The organism is Faecalibacillus sp. H12, from assembly GCF_013361255.1.
Classification (GTDB): Bacteria; Bacillota_I; Bacilli_A; order Erysipelotrichales; family Coprobacillaceae; genus Faecalibacillus; species Faecalibacillus intestinalis.
The window spans coordinates 297,893-317,535 of the sequence record NZ_JABWDK010000002.1; the positions used below are offsets into that span (position 1 = coordinate 297,893).

At 34.1% G+C, this 19,643-nt stretch carries 23 protein-coding genes and 1 riboswitch; of the genes, 20 read left to right on the forward strand and 3 right to left on the reverse strand.

All coding sequences use genetic code 11. The features are described from left to right. Positions 1–687 precede the first annotated feature (687 nt). The 6 genes from ltrA (at position 688) to HUU89_RS04535 (ending at position 5,165) form a co-directional block, all read left to right on the forward strand. Entirely contained in the window at positions 688–2,157 is a 1,470-nt protein-coding gene (ltrA, locus tag HUU89_RS04510; protein WP_175301091.1) for a group II intron reverse transcriptase/maturase, read from the forward strand. A gap of 17 nt (positions 2,158–2,174) precedes the next feature. Further along, complete coding sequence (locus HUU89_RS04515; protein ID WP_217498429.1) at positions 2,175–3,482, forward strand: DNA polymerase thumb domain-containing protein; 1,308 nt, start codon at positions 2,175–2,177, stop codon at positions 3,480–3,482. Between the two features lie 14 nt (positions 3,483–3,496). Further along, the gene (locus HUU89_RS04520) at positions 3,497–3,709 is read left to right on the forward strand and encodes a DNA-binding protein (protein WP_118576025.1); all 213 of its coding nucleotides are present in this window, start codon (positions 3,497–3,499) and stop codon (positions 3,707–3,709) included. Between the two features lie 12 nt (positions 3,710–3,721). Then, the gene (locus HUU89_RS04525) at positions 3,722–3,961 is read left to right on the forward strand and encodes a hypothetical protein (protein WP_055180584.1); all 240 of its coding nucleotides are present in this window, start codon (positions 3,722–3,724) and stop codon (positions 3,959–3,961) included. A gap of 250 nt (positions 3,962–4,211) precedes the next feature. Next, positions 4,212–4,784, forward strand: coding sequence for a hypothetical protein (locus HUU89_RS04530; RefSeq protein ID WP_008688147.1), 573 nt, complete (start codon positions 4,212–4,214; stop codon positions 4,782–4,784). Between the two features lie 9 nt (positions 4,785–4,793). Continuing rightward, positions 4,794–5,165: a hypothetical protein gene (locus tag HUU89_RS04535; protein WP_118576124.1), complete on the forward strand. Its 372-nt coding sequence runs from the start codon at positions 4,794–4,796 to the stop codon at positions 5,163–5,165. Between the two features lie 76 nt (positions 5,166–5,241). On the opposite strand, the gene HUU89_RS04540 is transcribed toward HUU89_RS04535, so the two are convergent. Beyond that, the gene (locus tag HUU89_RS04540) at positions 5,242–5,448 is read right to left on the reverse strand and encodes a DUF6219 family protein (RefSeq protein ID WP_082210884.1); all 207 of its coding nucleotides are present in this window, start codon (positions 5,446–5,448) and stop codon (positions 5,242–5,244) included. Positions 5,449–5,627: 179 nt separating this feature from the next. Between HUU89_RS04540 and HUU89_RS04545 the strand changes: the two genes are divergently transcribed. From HUU89_RS04545 to rpsO, 12 genes are all read left to right on the forward strand, one after another. After that, positions 5,628–5,945 (forward strand): helix-turn-helix domain-containing protein, encoded by a 318-nt coding sequence (locus HUU89_RS04545; RefSeq protein WP_008688152.1) that lies wholly within the window; start codon positions 5,628–5,630, stop codon positions 5,943–5,945. Positions 5,946–6,095: 150 nt separating this feature from the next. Continuing rightward, positions 6,096–6,308, forward strand: coding sequence for a sporulation initiation factor Spo0A C-terminal domain-containing protein (locus tag HUU89_RS04550; RefSeq protein ID WP_024720749.1), 213 nt, complete (start codon positions 6,096–6,098; stop codon positions 6,306–6,308). 4 nt (positions 6,309–6,312) lie between these two features. Further along, positions 6,313–6,744 carry a hypothetical protein gene (locus tag HUU89_RS04555; RefSeq protein ID WP_118576027.1) on the forward strand — a complete coding sequence of 144 codons (432 nt, stop codon included), beginning with the start codon at positions 6,313–6,315 and terminating at the stop codon, positions 6,742–6,744. Positions 6,745–7,070: 326 nt separating this feature from the next. After that, entirely contained in the window at positions 7,071–7,544 is a 474-nt protein-coding gene (locus HUU89_RS04560) for a sigma factor-like helix-turn-helix DNA-binding protein (protein WP_172677496.1), read from the forward strand. Between the two features lie 580 nt (positions 7,545–8,124). Further along, entirely contained in the window at positions 8,125–8,490 is a 366-nt protein-coding gene (locus HUU89_RS04565; RefSeq protein ID WP_175301092.1) for a type II toxin-antitoxin system PemK/MazF family toxin, read from the forward strand. Between the two features lie 136 nt (positions 8,491–8,626). Continuing rightward, on the forward strand, positions 8,627–8,815 hold the full coding sequence (locus tag HUU89_RS04570) for a hypothetical protein (RefSeq protein WP_118576033.1): 189 nt from the start codon (positions 8,627–8,629) through the stop codon (positions 8,813–8,815). Between the two features lie 67 nt (positions 8,816–8,882). Beyond that, positions 8,883–10,295: a recombinase family protein gene (locus tag HUU89_RS04575; protein WP_118576035.1), complete on the forward strand. Its 1,413-nt coding sequence runs from the start codon at positions 8,883–8,885 to the stop codon at positions 10,293–10,295. A 133-nt stretch (positions 10,296–10,428) separates the two neighbouring features. Beyond that, complete coding sequence (locus HUU89_RS04580) at positions 10,429–10,920, forward strand: sigma-70 family RNA polymerase sigma factor (RefSeq protein ID WP_317992322.1); 492 nt, start codon at positions 10,429–10,431, stop codon at positions 10,918–10,920. Between the two features lie 26 nt (positions 10,921–10,946). Further along, a complete protein-coding gene (lepB, locus tag HUU89_RS04585; protein ID WP_117481333.1) occupies positions 10,947–11,453 on the forward strand; it encodes a signal peptidase I in 507 nt (168 codons plus the stop codon). A 200-nt stretch (positions 11,454–11,653) separates the two neighbouring features. Beyond that, complete coding sequence (locus HUU89_RS04590) at positions 11,654–13,411, forward strand: phosphoenolpyruvate carboxykinase (RefSeq protein WP_147579657.1); 1,758 nt, start codon at positions 11,654–11,656, stop codon at positions 13,409–13,411. A 27-nt stretch (positions 13,412–13,438) separates the two neighbouring features. After that, on the forward strand, positions 13,439–14,452 hold the full coding sequence (locus HUU89_RS04595; protein ID WP_175301093.1) for an AI-2E family transporter: 1,014 nt from the start codon (positions 13,439–13,441) through the stop codon (positions 14,450–14,452). 110 nt (positions 14,453–14,562) lie between these two features. Further along, a complete protein-coding gene (rpsO, locus tag HUU89_RS04600; protein WP_022000911.1) occupies positions 14,563–14,829 on the forward strand; it encodes a 30S ribosomal protein S15 in 267 nt (88 codons plus the stop codon). An 84-nt stretch (positions 14,830–14,913) separates the two neighbouring features. Here rpsO and glmS read toward each other — a convergent pair whose 3' ends face one another. Beyond that, entirely contained in the window at positions 14,914–16,737 is a 1,824-nt protein-coding gene (glmS, locus tag HUU89_RS04605) for a glutamine--fructose-6-phosphate transaminase (isomerizing) (RefSeq protein ID WP_032090317.1), read from the reverse strand. 317 nt (positions 16,738–17,054) lie between these two features. On the opposite strand from glmS, the gene HUU89_RS04610 reads away from it, so the two are divergent. After that, on the forward strand, positions 17,055–17,612 hold the full coding sequence (locus HUU89_RS04610; protein WP_227351855.1) for a hypothetical protein: 558 nt from the start codon (positions 17,055–17,057) through the stop codon (positions 17,610–17,612). Between the two features lie 31 nt (positions 17,613–17,643). On the opposite strand, the gene HUU89_RS04615 is transcribed toward HUU89_RS04610, so the two are convergent. Further along, positions 17,644–18,834, reverse strand: a complete 1,191-nt coding sequence (locus HUU89_RS04615; protein ID WP_032090316.1) for an acetate/propionate family kinase — start codon at positions 18,832–18,834, stop codon at positions 17,644–17,646. A 98-nt stretch (positions 18,835–18,932) separates the two neighbouring features. Continuing rightward, a riboswitch (TPP riboswitch) is annotated at positions 18,933–19,033 on the forward strand. A gap of 56 nt (positions 19,034–19,089) precedes the next feature. Between HUU89_RS04615 and HUU89_RS04620 the strand changes: the two genes are divergently transcribed. Continuing rightward, positions 19,090–19,605: an energy-coupled thiamine transporter ThiT gene (locus HUU89_RS04620; RefSeq protein ID WP_254697694.1), complete on the forward strand. Its 516-nt coding sequence runs from the start codon at positions 19,090–19,092 to the stop codon at positions 19,603–19,605. The last annotated feature ends 38 nt before the right edge of the window (positions 19,606–19,643 follow it).

A 19,643-nucleotide genomic window follows, 5' to 3' on the forward strand; every position in this document is an offset into this window, starting at 1 on the left:
CATACAGAAATTGATAAGACATTATGTTGAAGGAAACAGCTGGGAGGTGAAAAGTTTGAGTGAGCGTGTGATCCTGCATAGTGATATGAACTGTTTTGTGTGACTTGAAAGTCACTACATTTATTGTCTTACCGTAAGGTGTAAGACCTGCTGTTCCGTCAGTTGAGTCTAATATCTACAAAGTAGCGGGTAACTGCTATGAGGAAACGAGATATGAAAAATCATCTTTACAGAGATGTAGAACTGATTCCGTGAGGATAAGAACAAGTAAGAGCAACACTGACTTGAGATGATGACTGGGATAGAATGGCTAAGATATCTGAATCACTGGTAAATGCCGTTATGCGCGAACAGGCCAAAGGTTGCTGGGCCTGGCCCAAAATGGGAATGCGGTTTGGTTGGGGGTTGAAACAGCCATCACACGGACTATAGAACCGTCGGCAGAAAGGTGGAGCCTAATCTACCAGCATAAATGTAGTGGAACAAGGTAAGCCCGTATATCTCCATAAAGATACGGAAAGTAACCCGTAAGGGAAACCGATAGATGTGCGGGTAAGGAGGACGGAGAAAGCGAATGCCTTCTTGTAATGAGAAGGATAGAGAATATACTCACCCGAAAGGGGGCAGACTTCCGTCTGGTCTTATGTTGCAAGAGAATTAGCAGAATTTCTGAAAGGAGAAATGCAAATGTACGAGAAATCGTGTGCATCTTCAAATCACATTAAGAGCTGGAAGGATATTGATTTTGGAACAGCTGAATATGAGGTTAAGAAACTGCAGATGCGTATTGCAAAGGCTGTAAAGGAGAACAGAGTAGGAAAAATCAAATCCTTACAATGGACTCTGACTCATTCGTTTTATGCAAAAGCAATTGCTGTAAAAAGAGTAACAGAAAACAAGGGTAAAAGAACACCTGGAGTAGATGGCGTGTGTTGGATAAGTAATGAGGACAAATTTAACGCCATATTCACACTTCAGAGAAGAGGATACCAACCTCAACCGCTCAGACGAATCTACATTCCAAAGAAAAATGGAAAAAAGAGACCACTGAGTATTCCTACAATGAAAGATAGGGCAATGCAAACATTACACAAAATGGCACTGGAACCAGTCACAGAAACTCTGGCAGACGGCACTTCATACGGATTCAGACCCAACAGATGTGTTCAAGACGCTATAGAGCAATGTTTTGTCGACTTGGCTCGAAAAACAGCACCAGAATGGGTGTTGGAAGGTGACATAAAAGGATGTTTCGATAACATAAATCATGAATGGATGCAAAAGAATATCCCTATGGACAAAGAAATTTTACACAAATTTCTTAAAGCTGGATTTGTGGAAAAGGGAAAACTCAATGCTACTGACCAAGGAACACCACAGGGAGGTACTATTTCACCGACGCTGTGTAATTATGTATTGGACGGATTAGAAAGATTATTGAAGAATAAGTTCAAACGGTATTGGTCGAAAGGTAGACAGATAAATCCAAAAGTAAATCTGGTGCGCTATGCAGATGATTTCATTATTACAGGAGCATCAGAGGAACTATTAAGAAACGAGGTACTACCTTTAGTAAAAGAGTTCATGCATGAAAGAGGATTAGAATTATCGGATGAAAAGACAGTTATTACGAACATACACGATGGATTTGACTTTTTGGGTTGTAATATTCGTAAATATGGGGATAAATTACTTACCAAACCATCAAAACAGAATGTTAAATCAATTATGCGTAAAATTCGTGGAACAATTAAGAAGTTCCGAACGGACAAGCAATCCGATCTGATCAAATGCCTGAATCCTATTATCAGAGGATGGGTGAACTTTCAGAAGTATAACGTATCTTCGGTTGCATTTAGATATGTGGACTGGCAGACATTCAAGGCGCTATGGAGATGGTGCCGACGTAGACATAAAAACAAACCAGCCGCATGGATAAGAGATAAATATTTCCACAGAATCGGAAACCGTAGCTGGACTTTCTCTGAAAAGCTGACGGAGGATAATTATCTCGCATTAGTATATGCAACCGACACAAACATTACCCGTTTTACACGTATTAAAGCGGAAGCGAATCCCTACGATGAAATTTGGATGGAATACTTCGCTGAACGCAAAAATAAATCCTACAGCAATTTCAAATTTGTATACGAATGATATACAACCGGCTTATTGTGGCAGCAATAGGCTTTATAAGGCTTGAGCCGTATGATGGGAAACTATCACGTACGGTTCTTAGGGGAGGGAAGGACAGTAATGCTCTTCTCTTACCCGACTACGCCAGTGTAGAAATGCTACATCATCCGGAATTTGCCGGAATGCCTCTGGCAGTAGGTGGCGATCCGGAAGCCCGGCATGGAATTGTACTGACAGCAAATTATATCGCCAAGAAAAAAGGAGTAAAAACCGGAATGGCATTATGGCAGGCGAAACAGGTTTGCCCGGAAATTATTTTTGTACCGCCACGGATGGATTTATATTTGCGATTTTCACAAATGGCAAGAGAAATCTATTCAGAGTATACAGACAAAATTGAGCCATATGGAATTGATGAAGCCTGGCTGGATGTATCAGGCAGTGGAAATCTGAAAGGAAGCGGAATGACAATTGCGAGAGAAATCAGCCATCGGATTAAATACGAACTTGGAGTAACAGTGAGTATTGGAATTTCCTGGAATAAGATTTATGCGAAACTCGGCTCGGATTATAAAAAGCCGGATGCAATCACAGAGTTTAATCGAGAAAATTATAAAGACAGGATATGGCATCTTCCTGCGTCAGATTTGCTTTATGTCGGAAGACAGACAAATAAGAAATTGCAAAAACTTGGAATCCGGACAATCGGGCAACTTGCGGAATCAGACGAAAAGTTGTTAGAGAGCCATTTTGGAAAAATAGGAAATGTATTATGGGCTTTCGCAAATGGCTGGGATGAAGATCCGGTTTGCAAGGAAGGGTATGAAGCTCCAGTAAAGTCGATAAGTAATAGCACTACAACACCGAGAGATCTGGAAAATGATCTGGATGTCTGGATCATTCAAATAGCATTGGCAGAAAGTGTAGCTGCACGATTGCGGAAACATGGATTTAAATGCAAAACAGTAGAAATTACAGTTCGAGATAATGGATTGTATAGTTTTTCCAGACAGATACATTTACGACAGCCAACGAATATTACAAACGAGATTGTAACTGCAGCATTTCAGCTATTTAAAGATAATTATAAATGGGAACATCCCATTAGAAGCCTGGGAATCCGAGCTGCGGATCTTGTGTTAGATGATATTCCCGTGCAGTTGGATTTATTTGGAAATCAGGAGAAAAAGGAAAAGTTAGAGAAGCTGGATCGTACTGTAGATGAGATCAGACGACGGTTTGGTTATTTCAGTATACAGCGAGCGGCAATGTATCAGGATAAAGTCTTATCCCACTTAGACGCTGGTACGCACACGATCCATCCACACAGTTATTTTCATGGGTAATTGGAGGGATAGATTTGAAAAAAGCATTAACCAGAAAACAGAAAGAAAGTTATCAATGTATTTTGAATTATACGAAGGAGCATGGATACCCGCCGACAGTCCGGGAATTTGGAGAGTTGATCGGGGTGAAATCAACATCATCTGCTTTTTTCAGAATCAAGCAGTTGGAGCAAAATGGATATATCCGCAGAATCCCGGCATCACCAAGAGCAATCGAGATTTTATAGTGAGGTGTCGGCATGAACAAAGTATATGTAGATGTAGTGGCAGAGTTTCGGAAAGACGGACAGCTGGTTCCTATATTTTTTACATGGGAAGATGGAAGAAAATATAACATCGACAGAATTTTGAAAATCGAGCGATGTGCCAGCAGAAAGGCAGGCGGTGTAGGAATGATGTACACCTGTATGATACAGGGGCAGGAAAGTCACTTGTTTTATGAAGTGGATAAATGGTTTATGGAGAGAAAAACAGCATAAGGAGAGATAAGTATAGACGATATTATTTGGATTATTAACCGGCAGGGATAGTCACTTTCCCTTTATATTCCTGCAGGCTTTATATAAGAAGAAGGATTCCGGTCAGCAAAGGCAACTCCCACAATGCCTTTTGGATATCTGCTTCTGCAAATTGTAGTAAGTAATTGCTTCCCATCAAAATCATGGGGAAAGCGAACTGGGCTGAAAGACCGCCAGTTAGTGTGATGATGATAAGGAGATTTTGAAACTGATGACAGACAGAGATTATGCAATTAAATCAATGAAAGAAATTACCTTCCAGATGGCAAGTCATGCACAGGATTATCTGGAAGTTACAATCGAAAGACATTATACTGATATTAAAGAATTGATGACAAGCTATCAGAAATTGATTTTGGAAAATCAGATTGTGTTAGAAGAACTGGATATGGAATGCCAGGAGAAAATCAATGAAGATATGGCATATGCATTGAGTTATCTGAGCATTTATAACAACCAGCTGAATGTGCCAAAGATGCACCGGGAGATGAATAATCTGATGATTATTTATGGATTGTCGGACATGATCTATCGGGGAATGACTTTGGTGAAGTTCTATGCACCAAATGGTGTGATGCTCAGTGAAATCCTTCATTCCTGTTTTTGCAGTCATTATAATAAGACAGATGTGGAAGTACAACAGGAGTTAGGAATAGGCAGGACTTCTTTTTATAAAATGAAGAAGCAGGCACTTGGGTATTTAGGATTTTATTTTTATGAGATCGTGGTACCGCAGGCAAAGGATAAAAGATTTAAACCATCACTGGGCGTTGAGGAAGAGTAGGTGAGTAATATGAGATACGAAGATTCGATGAAAGGTGTAGCTAATCAGATAATCAAAGAACAGCAGCGAGCCAGTAAAATTAAAAACAATCCAGAAGAGTTCCATTGGCATGACGAATATGCAACGTTGAATTTCTTTCGGTTTATCTGTAAAAATATCGGTAACTTGGGAAATAGAGAAATTGAAAAAATGGTCACACGCTTAAAGAGCATAGATCAGAAAGCAGTGGAAAACCATGTGAATGGTGCTGTTTGGGCATTTGATTATGATAAGATGTTCTGTGTATTGATGGAAAATGAAATTTGCCGAAAGGTGTGTGAAAAGAATAAATATAATAGTTGGATGAAGCTGATTGGACAGTATTGTATTTCAATGGCTTAAAGATAAAGAAAGTTGCTGGAGAGAAAAAATATTCTCCAGCAACTTTGTCTTTGATGAATAAAGGTCAATTTTTTATTTAACTATTCTCACTATTATTTGATTTAGTGATTTTTTTCTTCTTTGGAGAAACCAGTTTGTGACCGGAATAAATGGACATGCCCATACAAAGCAATGAAGAATAGGCAAAGTATTTATGTGCAGTCATAGATTTTTTGATTCCAGAATAAATGCATCCCAACATACAGAAAAGTGCGCCTAAGGACCAGTATTTATGTGATTTCATGATTTGATACCTCCTTTGATTTAACTGATTCAATCATAACGCTTTTTTACGAAAATGCAAAGAAAAACTTTGGATATAGTTCCGTAGAATTAGAACTTGGTTTTGCGATTCTGTATATTTAAGATATCCACAAGTATACTAAATTCAGAACGATTATTCGTTCTGGAGGAGGTGTTACGATGGATTTGAAAGCAGTTGGACAGCGAATCAAATCAGCACGAGAAGCAAAAAATCTCACGCAAGAGGAACTGGCTGCATTAGTAAATTTGAGTCCGACGCATGTGAGTGTAATAGAGAGAGGCTTGAAAGTTACAAAATTGGATACCTTTGTTGCAATTGCAAATGCATTAGATGTTTCGGCAGATACGCTTTTGATTGATGTTGTGGCACATTCAGTCACAGGTGTTACCAATGAGTTGACAGAGAAAATAGAAAAACTTCCGATCAAAGAGCAGAAAAAAATCATCAAAGTAATTCATACATTATTGGAAGAGTAATATGACAAACTGGGAAGAGCAAGTAGCTCTTCTTTTTTTGACCATTTATTCAGATTTAAGTGGTAAAGTGTCTTTTCATGATAATAGAAATATGCTAAATTGGTTCTATAGAACAAGACGTAATTCTAGTTATATATCGGAGGAAAATGAATGAGAGAGAAAACTATTTATGAGAAGATTGCAGAAAAGTACAACACAACACCAGAAGAAGTACGCAGAGAAATGCAGATAGCCATAGATGCAGGATTTGATAATCCTGATCCGGCTGTGCAGGAAGAATGGAAGAAAATGACACTTAAAGGAGAAAGACCTACACCGGAAGAAGTAATCAATTACGCAGTAAAAAAACTAAAAGGAAAATAAAAATATGAAGAAAAAGATAATTGCATTGATTTCAGGAGCAGTGATCTTGATAATTGCTGCAGGAAGTATTTATGGGAAATCTGAATCTGGTCATAAGGAAGGCGAACCGGATGTAGTTGGAACATTTTCCGTAAATCGAGATGAAAATATTACCGTGGTTGCTAACCGGGGACATATCGAGGATAAAGAAGCTTTTGCAAGAGAACTTTTGCAGATGTACAAGGATGATTCATTTTATTCTACAAAATTCTCCACAGACAGGGGATATGCGACGAGCCTTGATATGAACATCTATTTATGGAAAGAGGATATTGAAGATGGGGAATCGGTAATGACAGCCGAATATAGACCTGTAGAATACGGAAAGGACTATGATGTAGTCAATAATCCTGATAAATTTCAACTATATATAGATGGAAAAGAAGTAGAAGAATAACACGGTGAACTTTTTATACTGAAATATGTACGATTCTAATAATGAGATGAACTTATGGGAATGTATTGCGGATACTTTGTGAACTTTATCCTGATACAATGATTATGCTGATGAAAGAAGGCATAGATAACTGAATACAAGAAAGAGACGAAAGCCTCAGTAGTTAAGAAAAAACTACTGGGGCTTTTTTTCGTGCCTGAATTTCTCAGCCAATAACTGCGGGCGTATCCCGGCAGGATAAAGGCGGAGCAGGCATGATCCTAAACAGAGGTCCGCCTTCTGGATTTGAAACGAGCAACAAGATTTCAAATTCAGGAGGAACGGATATGTATATTGAACACCCATATTTTTACGAAGGAAAGTATTACGCAAATATTGATGGAGAAATGATCGAGATTACAAAAGAAGTTGCGTATGCGATGAATAATTTTTACAGAAGCAGCAAGGCAAAAAAAGTTGAGATTAAGAATGAACTGGGTGAGGTTGTGGATAAGATGCTGAGAGAAGTACCTTACAGCGGTCAGTCCATTGATGGAGAAGGCTTTATGATTGAGGATTTTCCAGATCTGAACTGTGATGTGGAGCACTGTGTACTGACAAAAATGGAACAGCAGGATATTCACAAAGTGATCAATCAGCTGAACTCAGAGGAACGCATGATTATTTATGGCATTTTCTTTGAAAACAAGACACAGACACAGATGGCGGAGATTATGGGGATTTCCAGACAGATGCTGTCATACAAGCTGAAATCCACTCTTAATAAGATGCGTGAAATGTATATGAATAAATTTTTTTAAAAAATTTTTCAAAATCTTTTGCATCTGCCAAAGTCATTTGACTTTAGTAATTAGAGGAAGTTAAAGGACTTCCTAAAATGAACCATGATAACTGAATATCCAATAATAACTGACGTGACATTTCATGCAGAGAGCACGAGGAAGATGCCGCTATAGGATTATAAGACAAAACCAAGATTTTTAGCTCAGTCTGTAATGCTGCGAAAAAGCACTGACCGAAGCCAGCTGGCAGGCTGGTGATGCGATGATATGTATGAGATGCGATACACTTGCAGATCCTGAGAAGTCTGTAACTGGTAAACCTATGAACTGCTGGAGCCTGGAAACGAGAATTTTCGGGTTGTGGTCTGGAGTATGCATTCGGGCAGGTTATTATTCCCTTCTTGCATATGCGGGAGTAACGATTCGGGGTATCGAGGATAAATAGAATCGAGCGAGCACTGTTTAATAATCAAATTGGCTATAGAGGTTATGCGGCAGAGCTTTCCTTATGGGAAAGAAACTCTGCCGTATTCCTGTGGAGCCAATATAGCGCTATGGATGCTTTACAAATAGAAATAATAGATTGGAGAGAGGACAAATGACAATCCGCAGAGGAGATATTTTATGGGCAGATCTCGGTATGTTTCCTACAACATCTGTTCAGGGTGGTGTAAGACCGGTGATCATAGTGAGCAATAATAAAGCCAATACATACAGTTCAGTCATAACGGTAGTTCCGCTGACATCAAGAATATATAAGAAACGGTATTTGCCAACACATGTATTTATCAGTAAATATGATATGACGGGAATACGAAAAGGAAGTTTGGCACTGGCTGAACAGGTTATGAGCATTTCTACGAAATGTATTATTGAGAAATGCGGAAGAGTGAACAAGTGGAGCCTGGATCGGGTACTGAAAGCAGTACGGATTCAGATGGGAATGAACGAAAGAGGGAACTGATATTTCCGCTTTCGACAATTCATCAGAAAATGACGTCGTTAAATGTTGATAACACAAAAGAATGACAATACAGGACGAGCGGTTCTTGTGATTTTTTAGAGACGATTGAATATGATTTATAAAGGGAGGGATTGCGATGGCATTAAAAATTGTAAGAAGATATGACGCAAATGGTAATGTAATCGAAGATAAAGATTTAGAAAGATTCAGATTGGATTCCCCAGTGGTTCGTCAGATATTATATCAGATGAATAAAGAGATGGGAGCAGTTGATAATATTAAAGTCGATGCATCTGAAAAAGAAATTTCATATAACTTACATTAAAGTATAAAATAGGTTGAAATTATTTCTGAAGGATGGTATATTGTACTTGAGAGGAGGAAAGAGAGAGGTGAGAAACATAAGAATCGGAAAGAATACCTCAAATAATAAAAAAACAGGATTATATATCAGAGTTTCTACAAATGTTCAGTTTGAAGAAGGATATTCAGTAGGTGCTCAGACAGAGAAACTTGAAAAGTATTGTAATTACCAGGAGATTGATAATTATGATCTGTACATTGACGGTGGTTATTCGGGAAGTAATCTGAACCGACCGGAGATGAAACGTCTTATTAAAGAAATTCAAGAAGGCAAAGTTGAATCTGTTGTAGTTGTTAAACTTGACCGTTTGTCCAGAAGTCAGAAAGATACGATTTATCTTCTGGAAGATGTGTTTGAAGCAAATGGTGTTGGATTCATTTCATTAAATGAAAATTTTGATACAACAACACCATATGGAAAAGCTATGGTAGGTATTTTATCTGTATTTGCTCAGTATGAACGAGAAAATATTCGTGAACGTACACAGATGGGAATTACAGAGAGAATCAAAACTGGAAAATGGCGTGGTACGAAACCACCGTTTGGTTATGATTATAATAATGGCGATGATGTTCTTGTACCAAATAAAGATGCAGAAACAGTCAGAAAGATTTTTGCATTGTATAAGGAAGGTTATTCCACGTATGCACTGGCAAAGATGTTTGATTTAAAAGGAGACAAGCAAGTGTCCGATATGTTATCCAGGGTGACATACATTGGAAAGCTTAAATATAATAAGGAAATCGTTGATGGTCTTCACGAACCGATAGTTGATAAAAAATTATTCGATGAAGTTCAGGAATTGCGAAAAACAAGAACAAGAGCAACTTCTCATAAATCACAGTATTTACTAACAGGTTTAATATATTGTGGATTATGTGGTGCGAAGATGCGTTATCAAAAATGGAGTGGCGGAAGAGTGATGATTTATTGTTATTCACTAGATCATAGCAAGCCGCACCTGGTTAAGAATCCTAATTGTCAGAATGGAAAGTTAGATGCAGCTGAAGTTGAAGAAGTTGTTGTTAATGATATGCTGAAATTATCAAAAGAATATGAAATAATTGAGGGAAAATCAGAACAGCAAAATCAAAAGGGATTTGAAGCTATGAACCAGAGAAAAACAGTTCTTGAAGGAAAGCTGAAATCTTTGTATAATTTATATGCATCTGATACCAATAACAATGTCCTGTTGGAGACGATTGGTGAGATTAACAAGGAACTGGAAAATCTGAATACACAGATTGAACAGTACACCTTAAAGAACACAAGAGCTAAAGATATGGCAGCAAGAGCGAAAGCATTCAAAAGTGTTGCTGACAGCTGGGAGTTCATGTCTTTCAATGAAAGACAAAAGACTGTACGTGAATATATCAAGAAGATCAAAATATCGAATGATTATGTTGAAATCGAGTATAATGATCTTTTGACACGACAGTAAAATACATTTCTATAGTTAATACATCGCAAGGGGATACATCTTCTTGCGTGTAAAATTTCATATATCTTATTCAAGATAATTACCCTATTGGATAAAGGAAATTTCAAAATTTCCACTATAATACATTATCCCTATTATTATGGGAGAAATCAAACGCTATTTTAGGGATGATGGGACAATCAAGGTTTCTCGTTCACTTAAGGAATTGAATATTAAAATTAACAAAGCAAAAGAAAAATTAATTACACTTTATGGTTATGAACCGACGGTTCAAGAAATAGCAAAGGAACTGGAAGTAGATGTCATGGATGTTGTAGAAGCTATAGATGCTTCTTATTATCCAACTTCACTTTCTGAACCGATATATGAAAAAGATGGATCTACAATTTCAATGGAAGAAAGAATAGAAGATAAACATCATACAATGTGGTTTGAAAAAATTGCATTGAAATTAGAAATAGAAAAACTTGATGAAAAAGAAAGACTTATTTTATATATGAGATATCAGCTGGATTTCAATCAAGAAAAAGTGGCGCAAAGATTAAATATTTCTCAAGTACAAGTATCTAGATTAGAAAAGAAAATCATTACAAAATTAAGAAAACATTTGAATGAATCTCATTAAGTGATATAATTCATTCAGGTGATTTTATGAATGAAAGAAAAGAAAGTACGACTTCAATTATATTGGAATATGTAAGAGTCATTGTTTTAACAGTTATTGCAACTTTTATATTTTTACAGTTTGTGCAAATATCAAGAGTTAATGGTTCAAGTATGGAAAATACTTATTTTCAAAATAATATTGTTTTGATTGATAAAGTTTTTTATAAACATAGTCAACCTAAAAGAAATGATATTATTATTGTAGATTATGATGATGGTTTAGATGATACGCTTATTATTAAACGAGTTATTGCTGTTGGTGGGGATCATCTAGATATTAAAAATAATGAAGTGTATATTAATGGTAAAAAGATAAAAGAAAGTTACATTAAAGAGAATATGAATACAGAAGATCTTTCTATTGATATTCCTAAAGGAAAAGTGTTTGTCATGGGGGATAATCGTAATCATTCTTTAGATTCTAGAAAATTAGGCTATTTTGATTTTGATAATGATGTCATTGGTAAAGTCTTTTTTAAGATTCCTTTATAGGAGTCTTTTTTTGTATAGATATGTAATAAAAAAATATCTATATGATAAACAAGTCTTAATTGTATAATTTTAAGCAAAAAAATCGAAAAATAAATCATATTTTTACTGTTTTTATTTTGCTTGTGAAAAAAATTATGGTAAGATAATGTCAATCAATAAGGCAATTTATGGGGAATCTTATTGGTGGAAAGGATGATAAAATGTCATATAAATTTAAAATTACTAGAGGAAATGCAATTCTTAACTTTTCAGAAGAATACTGTCAATCACGTTGTGAGTTGATTGAAAGCGAATCTTTTGCGCGTGTACTTAAAGGGTATATACACGATATCAAAAGAAAGAAAACAACAGCTTATGAATACTTGAGAGAAGTTCAAAAAGAAAGTATTGATATTGTTGATGATTTAAGAACGGTTTTTAGATTATTACTCGTTATGGATCCTAAGGAATTAGCTTCAATTTATCCTAAATTTGCTCCATATTTTAGAGATATGGATGAATTTACACAAGTAATTGAAGATGTCTATTTATTCTGGCGTCGTTTACAACGTTATAGTGTGGTTTATAATGAAGAATCAAGAGGGGGATATCAAAACGTTCAATTCGCTGATGCACAAGTTAACTTTGAAGCGCTTGTTTTATCAGTATATCGATCAATTAAAAATAAATGTATTGGACAAAGTGAAAATGTTTTACGTCAAATTACTGCAGGTGTCAATGCAGGGTTACGTGTTTCAAATATGCGTTCATTTTTACCATATGAATATCGTTGTTTAGACAATATTCCATTTATTGAATCAGTTATTATTCATCCACCTTTTATTACATATTCAAAACGTAATAAAAGAGATGGTGTTTTCCCTGAAACAAAGAAAAACCCACTTGAAGATTTAAAATTTGATCCAGATCAATGGTTCTGTTATCCTGCGAAAGTAGGAGATCTATTATGTTTTGTTTATTTCAATGTCGCTTATATGGCACAAGGTGTTACTTTATGTAACTTATTCCAATTAGCAACTGAAGAAGAATATCGTAATAGAAAACCAGATATGATTTATGTTTATGGATATGAAGATGGTAAAAAACATCAATATTTCTATCAAGATGATGAAAATGATATGATGGTTGCTTTACTTTCAGCAAACGATGAATTTGATTATTTCGGTTACATGAAGAAAATGATGCTTACATTACACAATGTAAGAAAAATCAATAAAAAACAACTTCCAATCCATGGGGCAATGGTTCAAATCACTTTACAAAGTGGAGAAACAAAAAATATCGTTGTTATGGGTGATAGTGGAGCTGGTAAGTCTGAAACAATCGAACAAATTAAAGTTTATGGAGCAGCTTATATCAGAGATTTAATCACTGTTTATGATGACATGGGGTTATTATCATTAGACGAAAAAGGAACTGTTAAAACATCAGGTACAGAAATTGGGGCTTTCGTAAGACTTGATGATTTAGATGCAGGTTATAGTTTTAAAGAATTAGATAGGTCTGTTTTCATGAATCCTGATAAAGTCAATGCTCGTATCGTTATTCCAATTACAGAATATAAAGATGTAGTTGCTAAGCATGATGTTGATATGTTCTTATATGCAAACAATTATGAAGAAGATGGAGATTCATTAAGTTTCTTTGATAATGTTGATGATGCTCTTAAAGTCTTCAGAGCTGGTAATCGTATGGCTAAAGGAACAACAACTGAATATGGTTTAGTAGGAAGCTACTTTGCAAATCCATTTGGACCTGTACAAAGACAAGATCAATGTGAACCATTATTACAAGATTATTTCCAACGTATGTTTGATCAAGGGGTTAAGGTTGGACAATTACGTACTCGTTTAGGAATTAAAGGTAATGAACATAATGGTCCTAAAGAAGCAGCTACTGAAATCTTAAAATATATTACAGGTGAAAAAGAATTAAAAATGTTAGAAGATGATGAATAATCATCTTCTTTTTTTATATTTTATACTATGGAAAAGAAAAAACGTTGGTTAATTAATTTTTTATATTATGGAATTATTTTTAGTATAGGATGTTTGATAGTTTATATTTTATTTAAAAAATGTCTGATTGTCGTTTTAAGTTATTTATCCGCTATTTTATTAAAACCTTTTATTGACTTGATATTAGAAAAATTGCATATAAAAAATAAAGTTTTTTCAATAATTATGACAATCATCATTTTTATTCTTTTGTATACTTGTTTCTTTCTCTTTGTTTTCTTTTCATGTCTTTTTTTTATTAAAACACTTTCTTTTTTACCAAGCTTTATAGAAACGGTTTATCAAGAACTTCTTAGCCATCAATATCTCATTTCTTTTTTTACGCAATTTTATCAACAAATTCAAACTCTCATTCAAAATATTCTTTCAACAAGTATTCATTATGTATTATCGTTTGCGATGAATATGGTTCATTTTATTGCTTGTCTGTTTATTCATTTCTTTCTAACAATACTTTTTTTATTTCATCAATCACTTATTCAAAGAAAAAAAGAAAATCTTTATACGACCCTTATATCTTCTTTTACAGAGACGTTTATTATTATTATAAAAACATATAGTATTTTATTTGTTATCACATTTATAGGGCTTTTTTTAGGCTTTCAAGTGATAGGAATCAAACAAGCATTGAATCTTTCTTTTTTTATTGCCTTCTTTGACTTTTTTCCAGTATTAGGAATTGAGATGATTATGTTTCCTTGGATCATTACTCTTGCTTTATTAAATCAAATATCTCTATCATTAAAACTATTAATTCTTTATGGGATCATTGCTCTGATAAGAAATATTTTAGAACCACATCTTTTATCTAAAAAAATCAAAATACCAGCTCTCTATATGTTTGTTGCTATGTATCTGTTTATGAAATTGATGGGTATTTGGGGGTTTATGGTCGCACCTTTTGTTTTGTTAGTTTTAAATAATTTTAGACAAAAAAATAATTTTCAAGAGATTTACAAAATAATTAAAAAAAGTCTTTGAAATTTATATATGTTTTGTTATAATAGTCGTGCAACAATGTCTAGGATATGCGAATACTCAACGTATAGCTTGGATATTGCCAAGAAATTAACATATGGAGGATAAAAGAAATGTTAACAAAACAAGAAAAACAAGCTATCATGAAAGAATATGCTACTAAAGAAGGAGATACTGGTTCTCCAGAAGTACAAATCGCTGTATTAACTGCAGATATCAACAAATTAAATGGTCACTTCAAACAACATCCAAAAGATAAACACTCAAATAGAGGTTTATTAAAGAAAATTGGTAGAAGAAGAGATTTATTAAAATACTTAAAAAATAAAGATATCGAAAGATATGCTTCTTTAGTACAAAGATTAGGATTAAGAAGATAGTTAAAAAAGCGCTTAGGCGCTTTTTTGTTAAAAGAATAAAAGGATAAAAAAACTCTATGAAATAGGAATCATAGAGTTTTCTTTTTATTCAACTGTAACTGATTTAGCTAGGTTACGTGGTTTATCAACATCACAACCTTTAAGACCAGCTGCATAGTAAGCAATCAGTTGTAAAGGTACAGCAACTAAAACAGATTGTAAGATTGGATCAACGTCAGGTAAGATATATGTTTCTTTAACATTTCCTACTTCTTGTCCATCGATTGTAAATAAGATAACATTAGCACCACGAGCAATTGTTTCTTGAATGTTAGAAATTGTTTTAGCAGCAATATTTGGTTGTGTTGCTACAGCAATTACTAAACTTCCTTGTTCAATTAATGCAATTGGACCATGTTTTAACTCACCTGCAATATAGGCATCAGCATGGACATATGAAACTTCTTTTAATTTTAAAGCTCCTTCTAAAACAGTAGCATAATCTAAACTTCTACCAATATAATAAGCATCTTTTAAATCTTTTAAATAAGATGCATAATGTTCAAATGTTTTTTCATCTTTTAAGATGTTTTCAATATGTTGAGGTAATGAAGCAATACCTTCAATAATACGTTTATAATCTTCATTTTCATTTCCTAAAGCTTGAGAAATATACATACCAAGTAATAATAAGACAATTAATTGTGTTGTATAAGCTTTTGTTGAAGCAACAGCAATTTCAGGACCAGCACATGTATAAATTGTATGATCAGCTTCACGAGAAATAGATGATCCTAAAACGTTTGCAACTGCAATTGTTGTACATCCTTTTTCTTTAGCTAAACGTAAAGCAGCCATTGTATCAGCTGTTTCTCCTGATTGAGAAACAAAGACACACATTGTTTTTTCATCAACGATAGGATCACAATATCTAAATTCACTGGCAACTTGAGTAAAAGTAGGGATTCCTGTTAATCTTTCTAAAATGTTTGCCCCTGAAAGGCAAGCATGATAAGCTGTTCCACAAGCAACAAAGTAAGCTTTGTTGAAAGTTTTGAATTTATCATGAATGGCATCAAGCTCAGGTAAAACGATACGATCTGTTCCTTCAACACGTCCTCTTAAAGTTTCAGCAATAGCATAAGGCTGTTCATGAATTTCTTTTAACATGAATGTATCATAACCACCTTTTTGAGCAGCTTCATTATCATAAGGAATAGTAGTGATTTCTTTTTCGATAGGATTTCCGTATTGATCAAAGAAAGAAACATTTCCTTTATTTAAAATAGCAATTTCATAATCTTCTAAGAAATAAACATCTTTTGTATAATCTAAAATAGCTGGAATATCACTGGCAGCGACAGAAGCATCAGCTGTTTTTCCAATAACTAATGGACTGTCTTTTTTAGCGATAAAGACTTTATCAGGCTCAATTGTTGAAACAATACATAAAGCATAGCTTCCTTCAATTCTTGTAATAACTCTTTCTAATGCTTTTTGTAAATCTTTTTCTTTTTTATAATAATAATCCATCATATGAACAACAACTTCACTATCTGTTTCAGAATGAAATTGATATCCTTGTAAAATTAAGATTTCTTTAAGTTCTCTATAATTTTCAATAATTCCATTATGAACTAAAGAAATAGTCTCATCATTATTAGTATGAGGATGAGAGTTTAAATTTGATGGGATTCCATGAGTAGCCCATCTAGTATGACCAATCCCAACATGACCTAAAACATTTTCATCTTTTAATAAATCTTTTAAATTTTGAAGACGACCTTTAGCTTTTTTTGTAAATAAATGGTTCCCTTCAATTGTTGTAATACCCGCTGAATCATATCCACGGTATTCTAGTTTTTCTAGCCCTTGAAGTAAGAATGGTAGGGCTTCTTTATTTGCACTAATGGCAGTAATTCCACACATAAAAAATCCTCCTTTATATATTCATATGTGTGGTTATAAAAAAGAGGATACTAGATGAATTTGTTTTACAATCACTTGTAGTTTTTGTTCATCGTTTAGGTAGTATCATACCTCTAGACCATCCGCCGAATTTTTCGATAAGTCTAGTCCTCGTCAACTGCAATGCAGTCCTGGCGCTCTATTTTCAAATCTCATTTTATAACCGCATCTATTATATAGAGTACTTATTTATAAATCAACTACAAATTTTTTAAAAAAAGAAGAAAAAAAGAAGAAAAAATGATTTTTTTAGGCGATATAATAATGGAGGTATTTTTATGGAAAATAAAAAAAGTGAGATGTCTGTAGAATATAATATGGACGAAATGAAAAAATCATTAAAAAATTTGAAAGAAACAGAATGCTATGATGTAGAAAAGTATACCTATTCTTTGTTGCATCAAACAAGACAATTAGAATATTTTTATTGTCAATTAGTTGAAGAAGAGAATCCAGAACCTGATCAAACTTATTATCATGTTTCTCGTCGACCTATGGTTCACCAAATGGCCTATTTTAATATTGGTAGAGGATTTCCTAAAGAATTGATGGATGGGCATTGGTGCTACGTTTTAAAAGATTTTGGATCGAAAATGCTCGTTATTCCCTGTACATCTATTAAAGAAGATTCGCCAGAAGCAACTGAATATGAATTAGATATTCGTGCAAAAATAAGAAAATATCCAATAAGGAGTCGTATGCAGTTGAGTGATATGCGTGTTGTTGATCTCCAAAGATTAGATATTAGAAAAAGATTTTGCAATGTAATTACAGATAAAAAAGAAATAGAAAATCACATAAAACATATTATTTTTGATGAAGATGATGAATATTAAAAGGTCTCACGAGGGAGACCTTTCTTTTATCTTATAAATTTAACAACCTCTTAGTATCTCTAGCGATAACTAATTCTTCGTTTGTTGGAATAACGTAAACTTTAACTTTACTATTTGGCGTAGAAATTAAACGATCACCTTTACCATTAACGTTTGCATCATCATCAATTTCAATACCTAAAGCTTCAGCTAATAAATTACAAATTTCTTTTCTTGCAAAGAATGAGTTTTCTCCAATACCTGCTGTAAAACAAATAGCATCAACTCCACCTAAAGCAATGAAGTAACGACCAATATAAGCAATAACTCTTCTAAAGAAAATATCCAAGGCAAGTTGCGCTCTTTCATTACCGTTGGCAGCAGCTTCTTGTACATCTCTAAAGTCACTTGATACACCAGAAACACCAAGTAATCCAGATTCTTTATTAAGCATCTTGATGACTTCTTTCATATCTAAACCAACTTCTTCGATTAAATAATCGATAACTGAAGGATCAACATCTCCAGAACGTGTTCCCATCATAATACCAGCAAGAGGTGTAAATCCCATAGATGTATTGATTGATTTACCATCTTTAACAGCAGTTAAAGAACCACCAGCTCCTAAGTGAGCAACGATAATACGTGAGTGTTCAGGGTTTCCCATCATTTCACGACAACGAGATGAAACATAGAAATGGCTTGTTCCATGAGCACCGTATTTACGTACTTTGTTTTCTACATAATATTTGTAAGGAATTGGATAAATATAACTTTTTGGTTCTAATGTTTGATGGAAAGCTGTATCAAATACAGCAACAGCACCAGCATTAGGAATAGCTTCTTTAAAAGCATAGTATCCAGTTAAATGAGCAGGATTGTGTAAAGGGGCTAATGATTTTAATTCATCAATTTTAGAAACAACATCTTCATCAATAATGACTGATTGATCAAAATAAGCACCACCTTGGACAACACGATGTCCAACACCTTTGATTTCATCTAGGTCCTTAACAATTTCTTTTTTGATTAAAGTGTCTAATAAAAGTTGAACAGCAACTTTATGGTTTTCGATTGGTAAAGTTGTGACATCTTTTTCTCCATTATACTTAATAGTAAAAATAGAATCTTCTAAACCAATTCTTTCAATAACACCAGAAGTAATAACAGTTTCATCATCCATTTCAAATAATTGGAATTTTAAAGATGAACTTCCAGCGTTTACGGAAATAATTTTTGACATAACATTCAAGTCCTCCTTATTAATACTTTTCCATTATAACACCGACAAGGAAGAAAAAACTATAAAAAGATTGAAAAAAGAAGAGATTGATTTATAATAAGACTTGCCAGGGGCGCAAAATGCTGAGAAAGGTGAAAACCTTGTCCCTTATAATCTGAACTAGGTAATGCTAGCGTAGAGAGTGCAAAATAGTTTATTTGCCTTTTTGCGTATGTAAAAAGGTTTTTATTTTGCCTCATTTAAAGGAGGATGACTATGGAAATTAAATTAACTACGAAGAATATGGCTTATATGGCAATGTTTGCGGCAATGCAAGTTGTTTTAGAATATTGCACAAAATTTTATGAGATGCCAAAAGGTGGTAACTGTGCTTTTTCACTTGTTGCAATTATTTTATGTGGCTATTTGATGAATTGGGGTTACAGTTTGATTGTTTCACTTGTTTGTTTAGGTCTACATTTTGCTTTAGGACTTGCAACATTTTATGGTCCTTTATCGGTAATCTTTGATTATTTATTACCAATGGTTTTAATTGGACTTACACCACTTATTCCTTTATTAAAAGTAGGTAAGTATGAATTACCAATTGGAATTGTTATTACGGGTGCTTTGAAAACAATTTGTCATTTGATTTCAGGATGGTATGCTTTCCAAACACCATTACAAGCAAACTTAACTTATAACTTACCTTATAATATTGCAACAATCATTGCTTGCTTTATTTTGTTTGTGATTTTATATCCAAGACTTAAAAAAGCAGTTCATTTATAAGACTCGTTTCGAGTCTTTTTTTCTTTGAAAGAAAGATG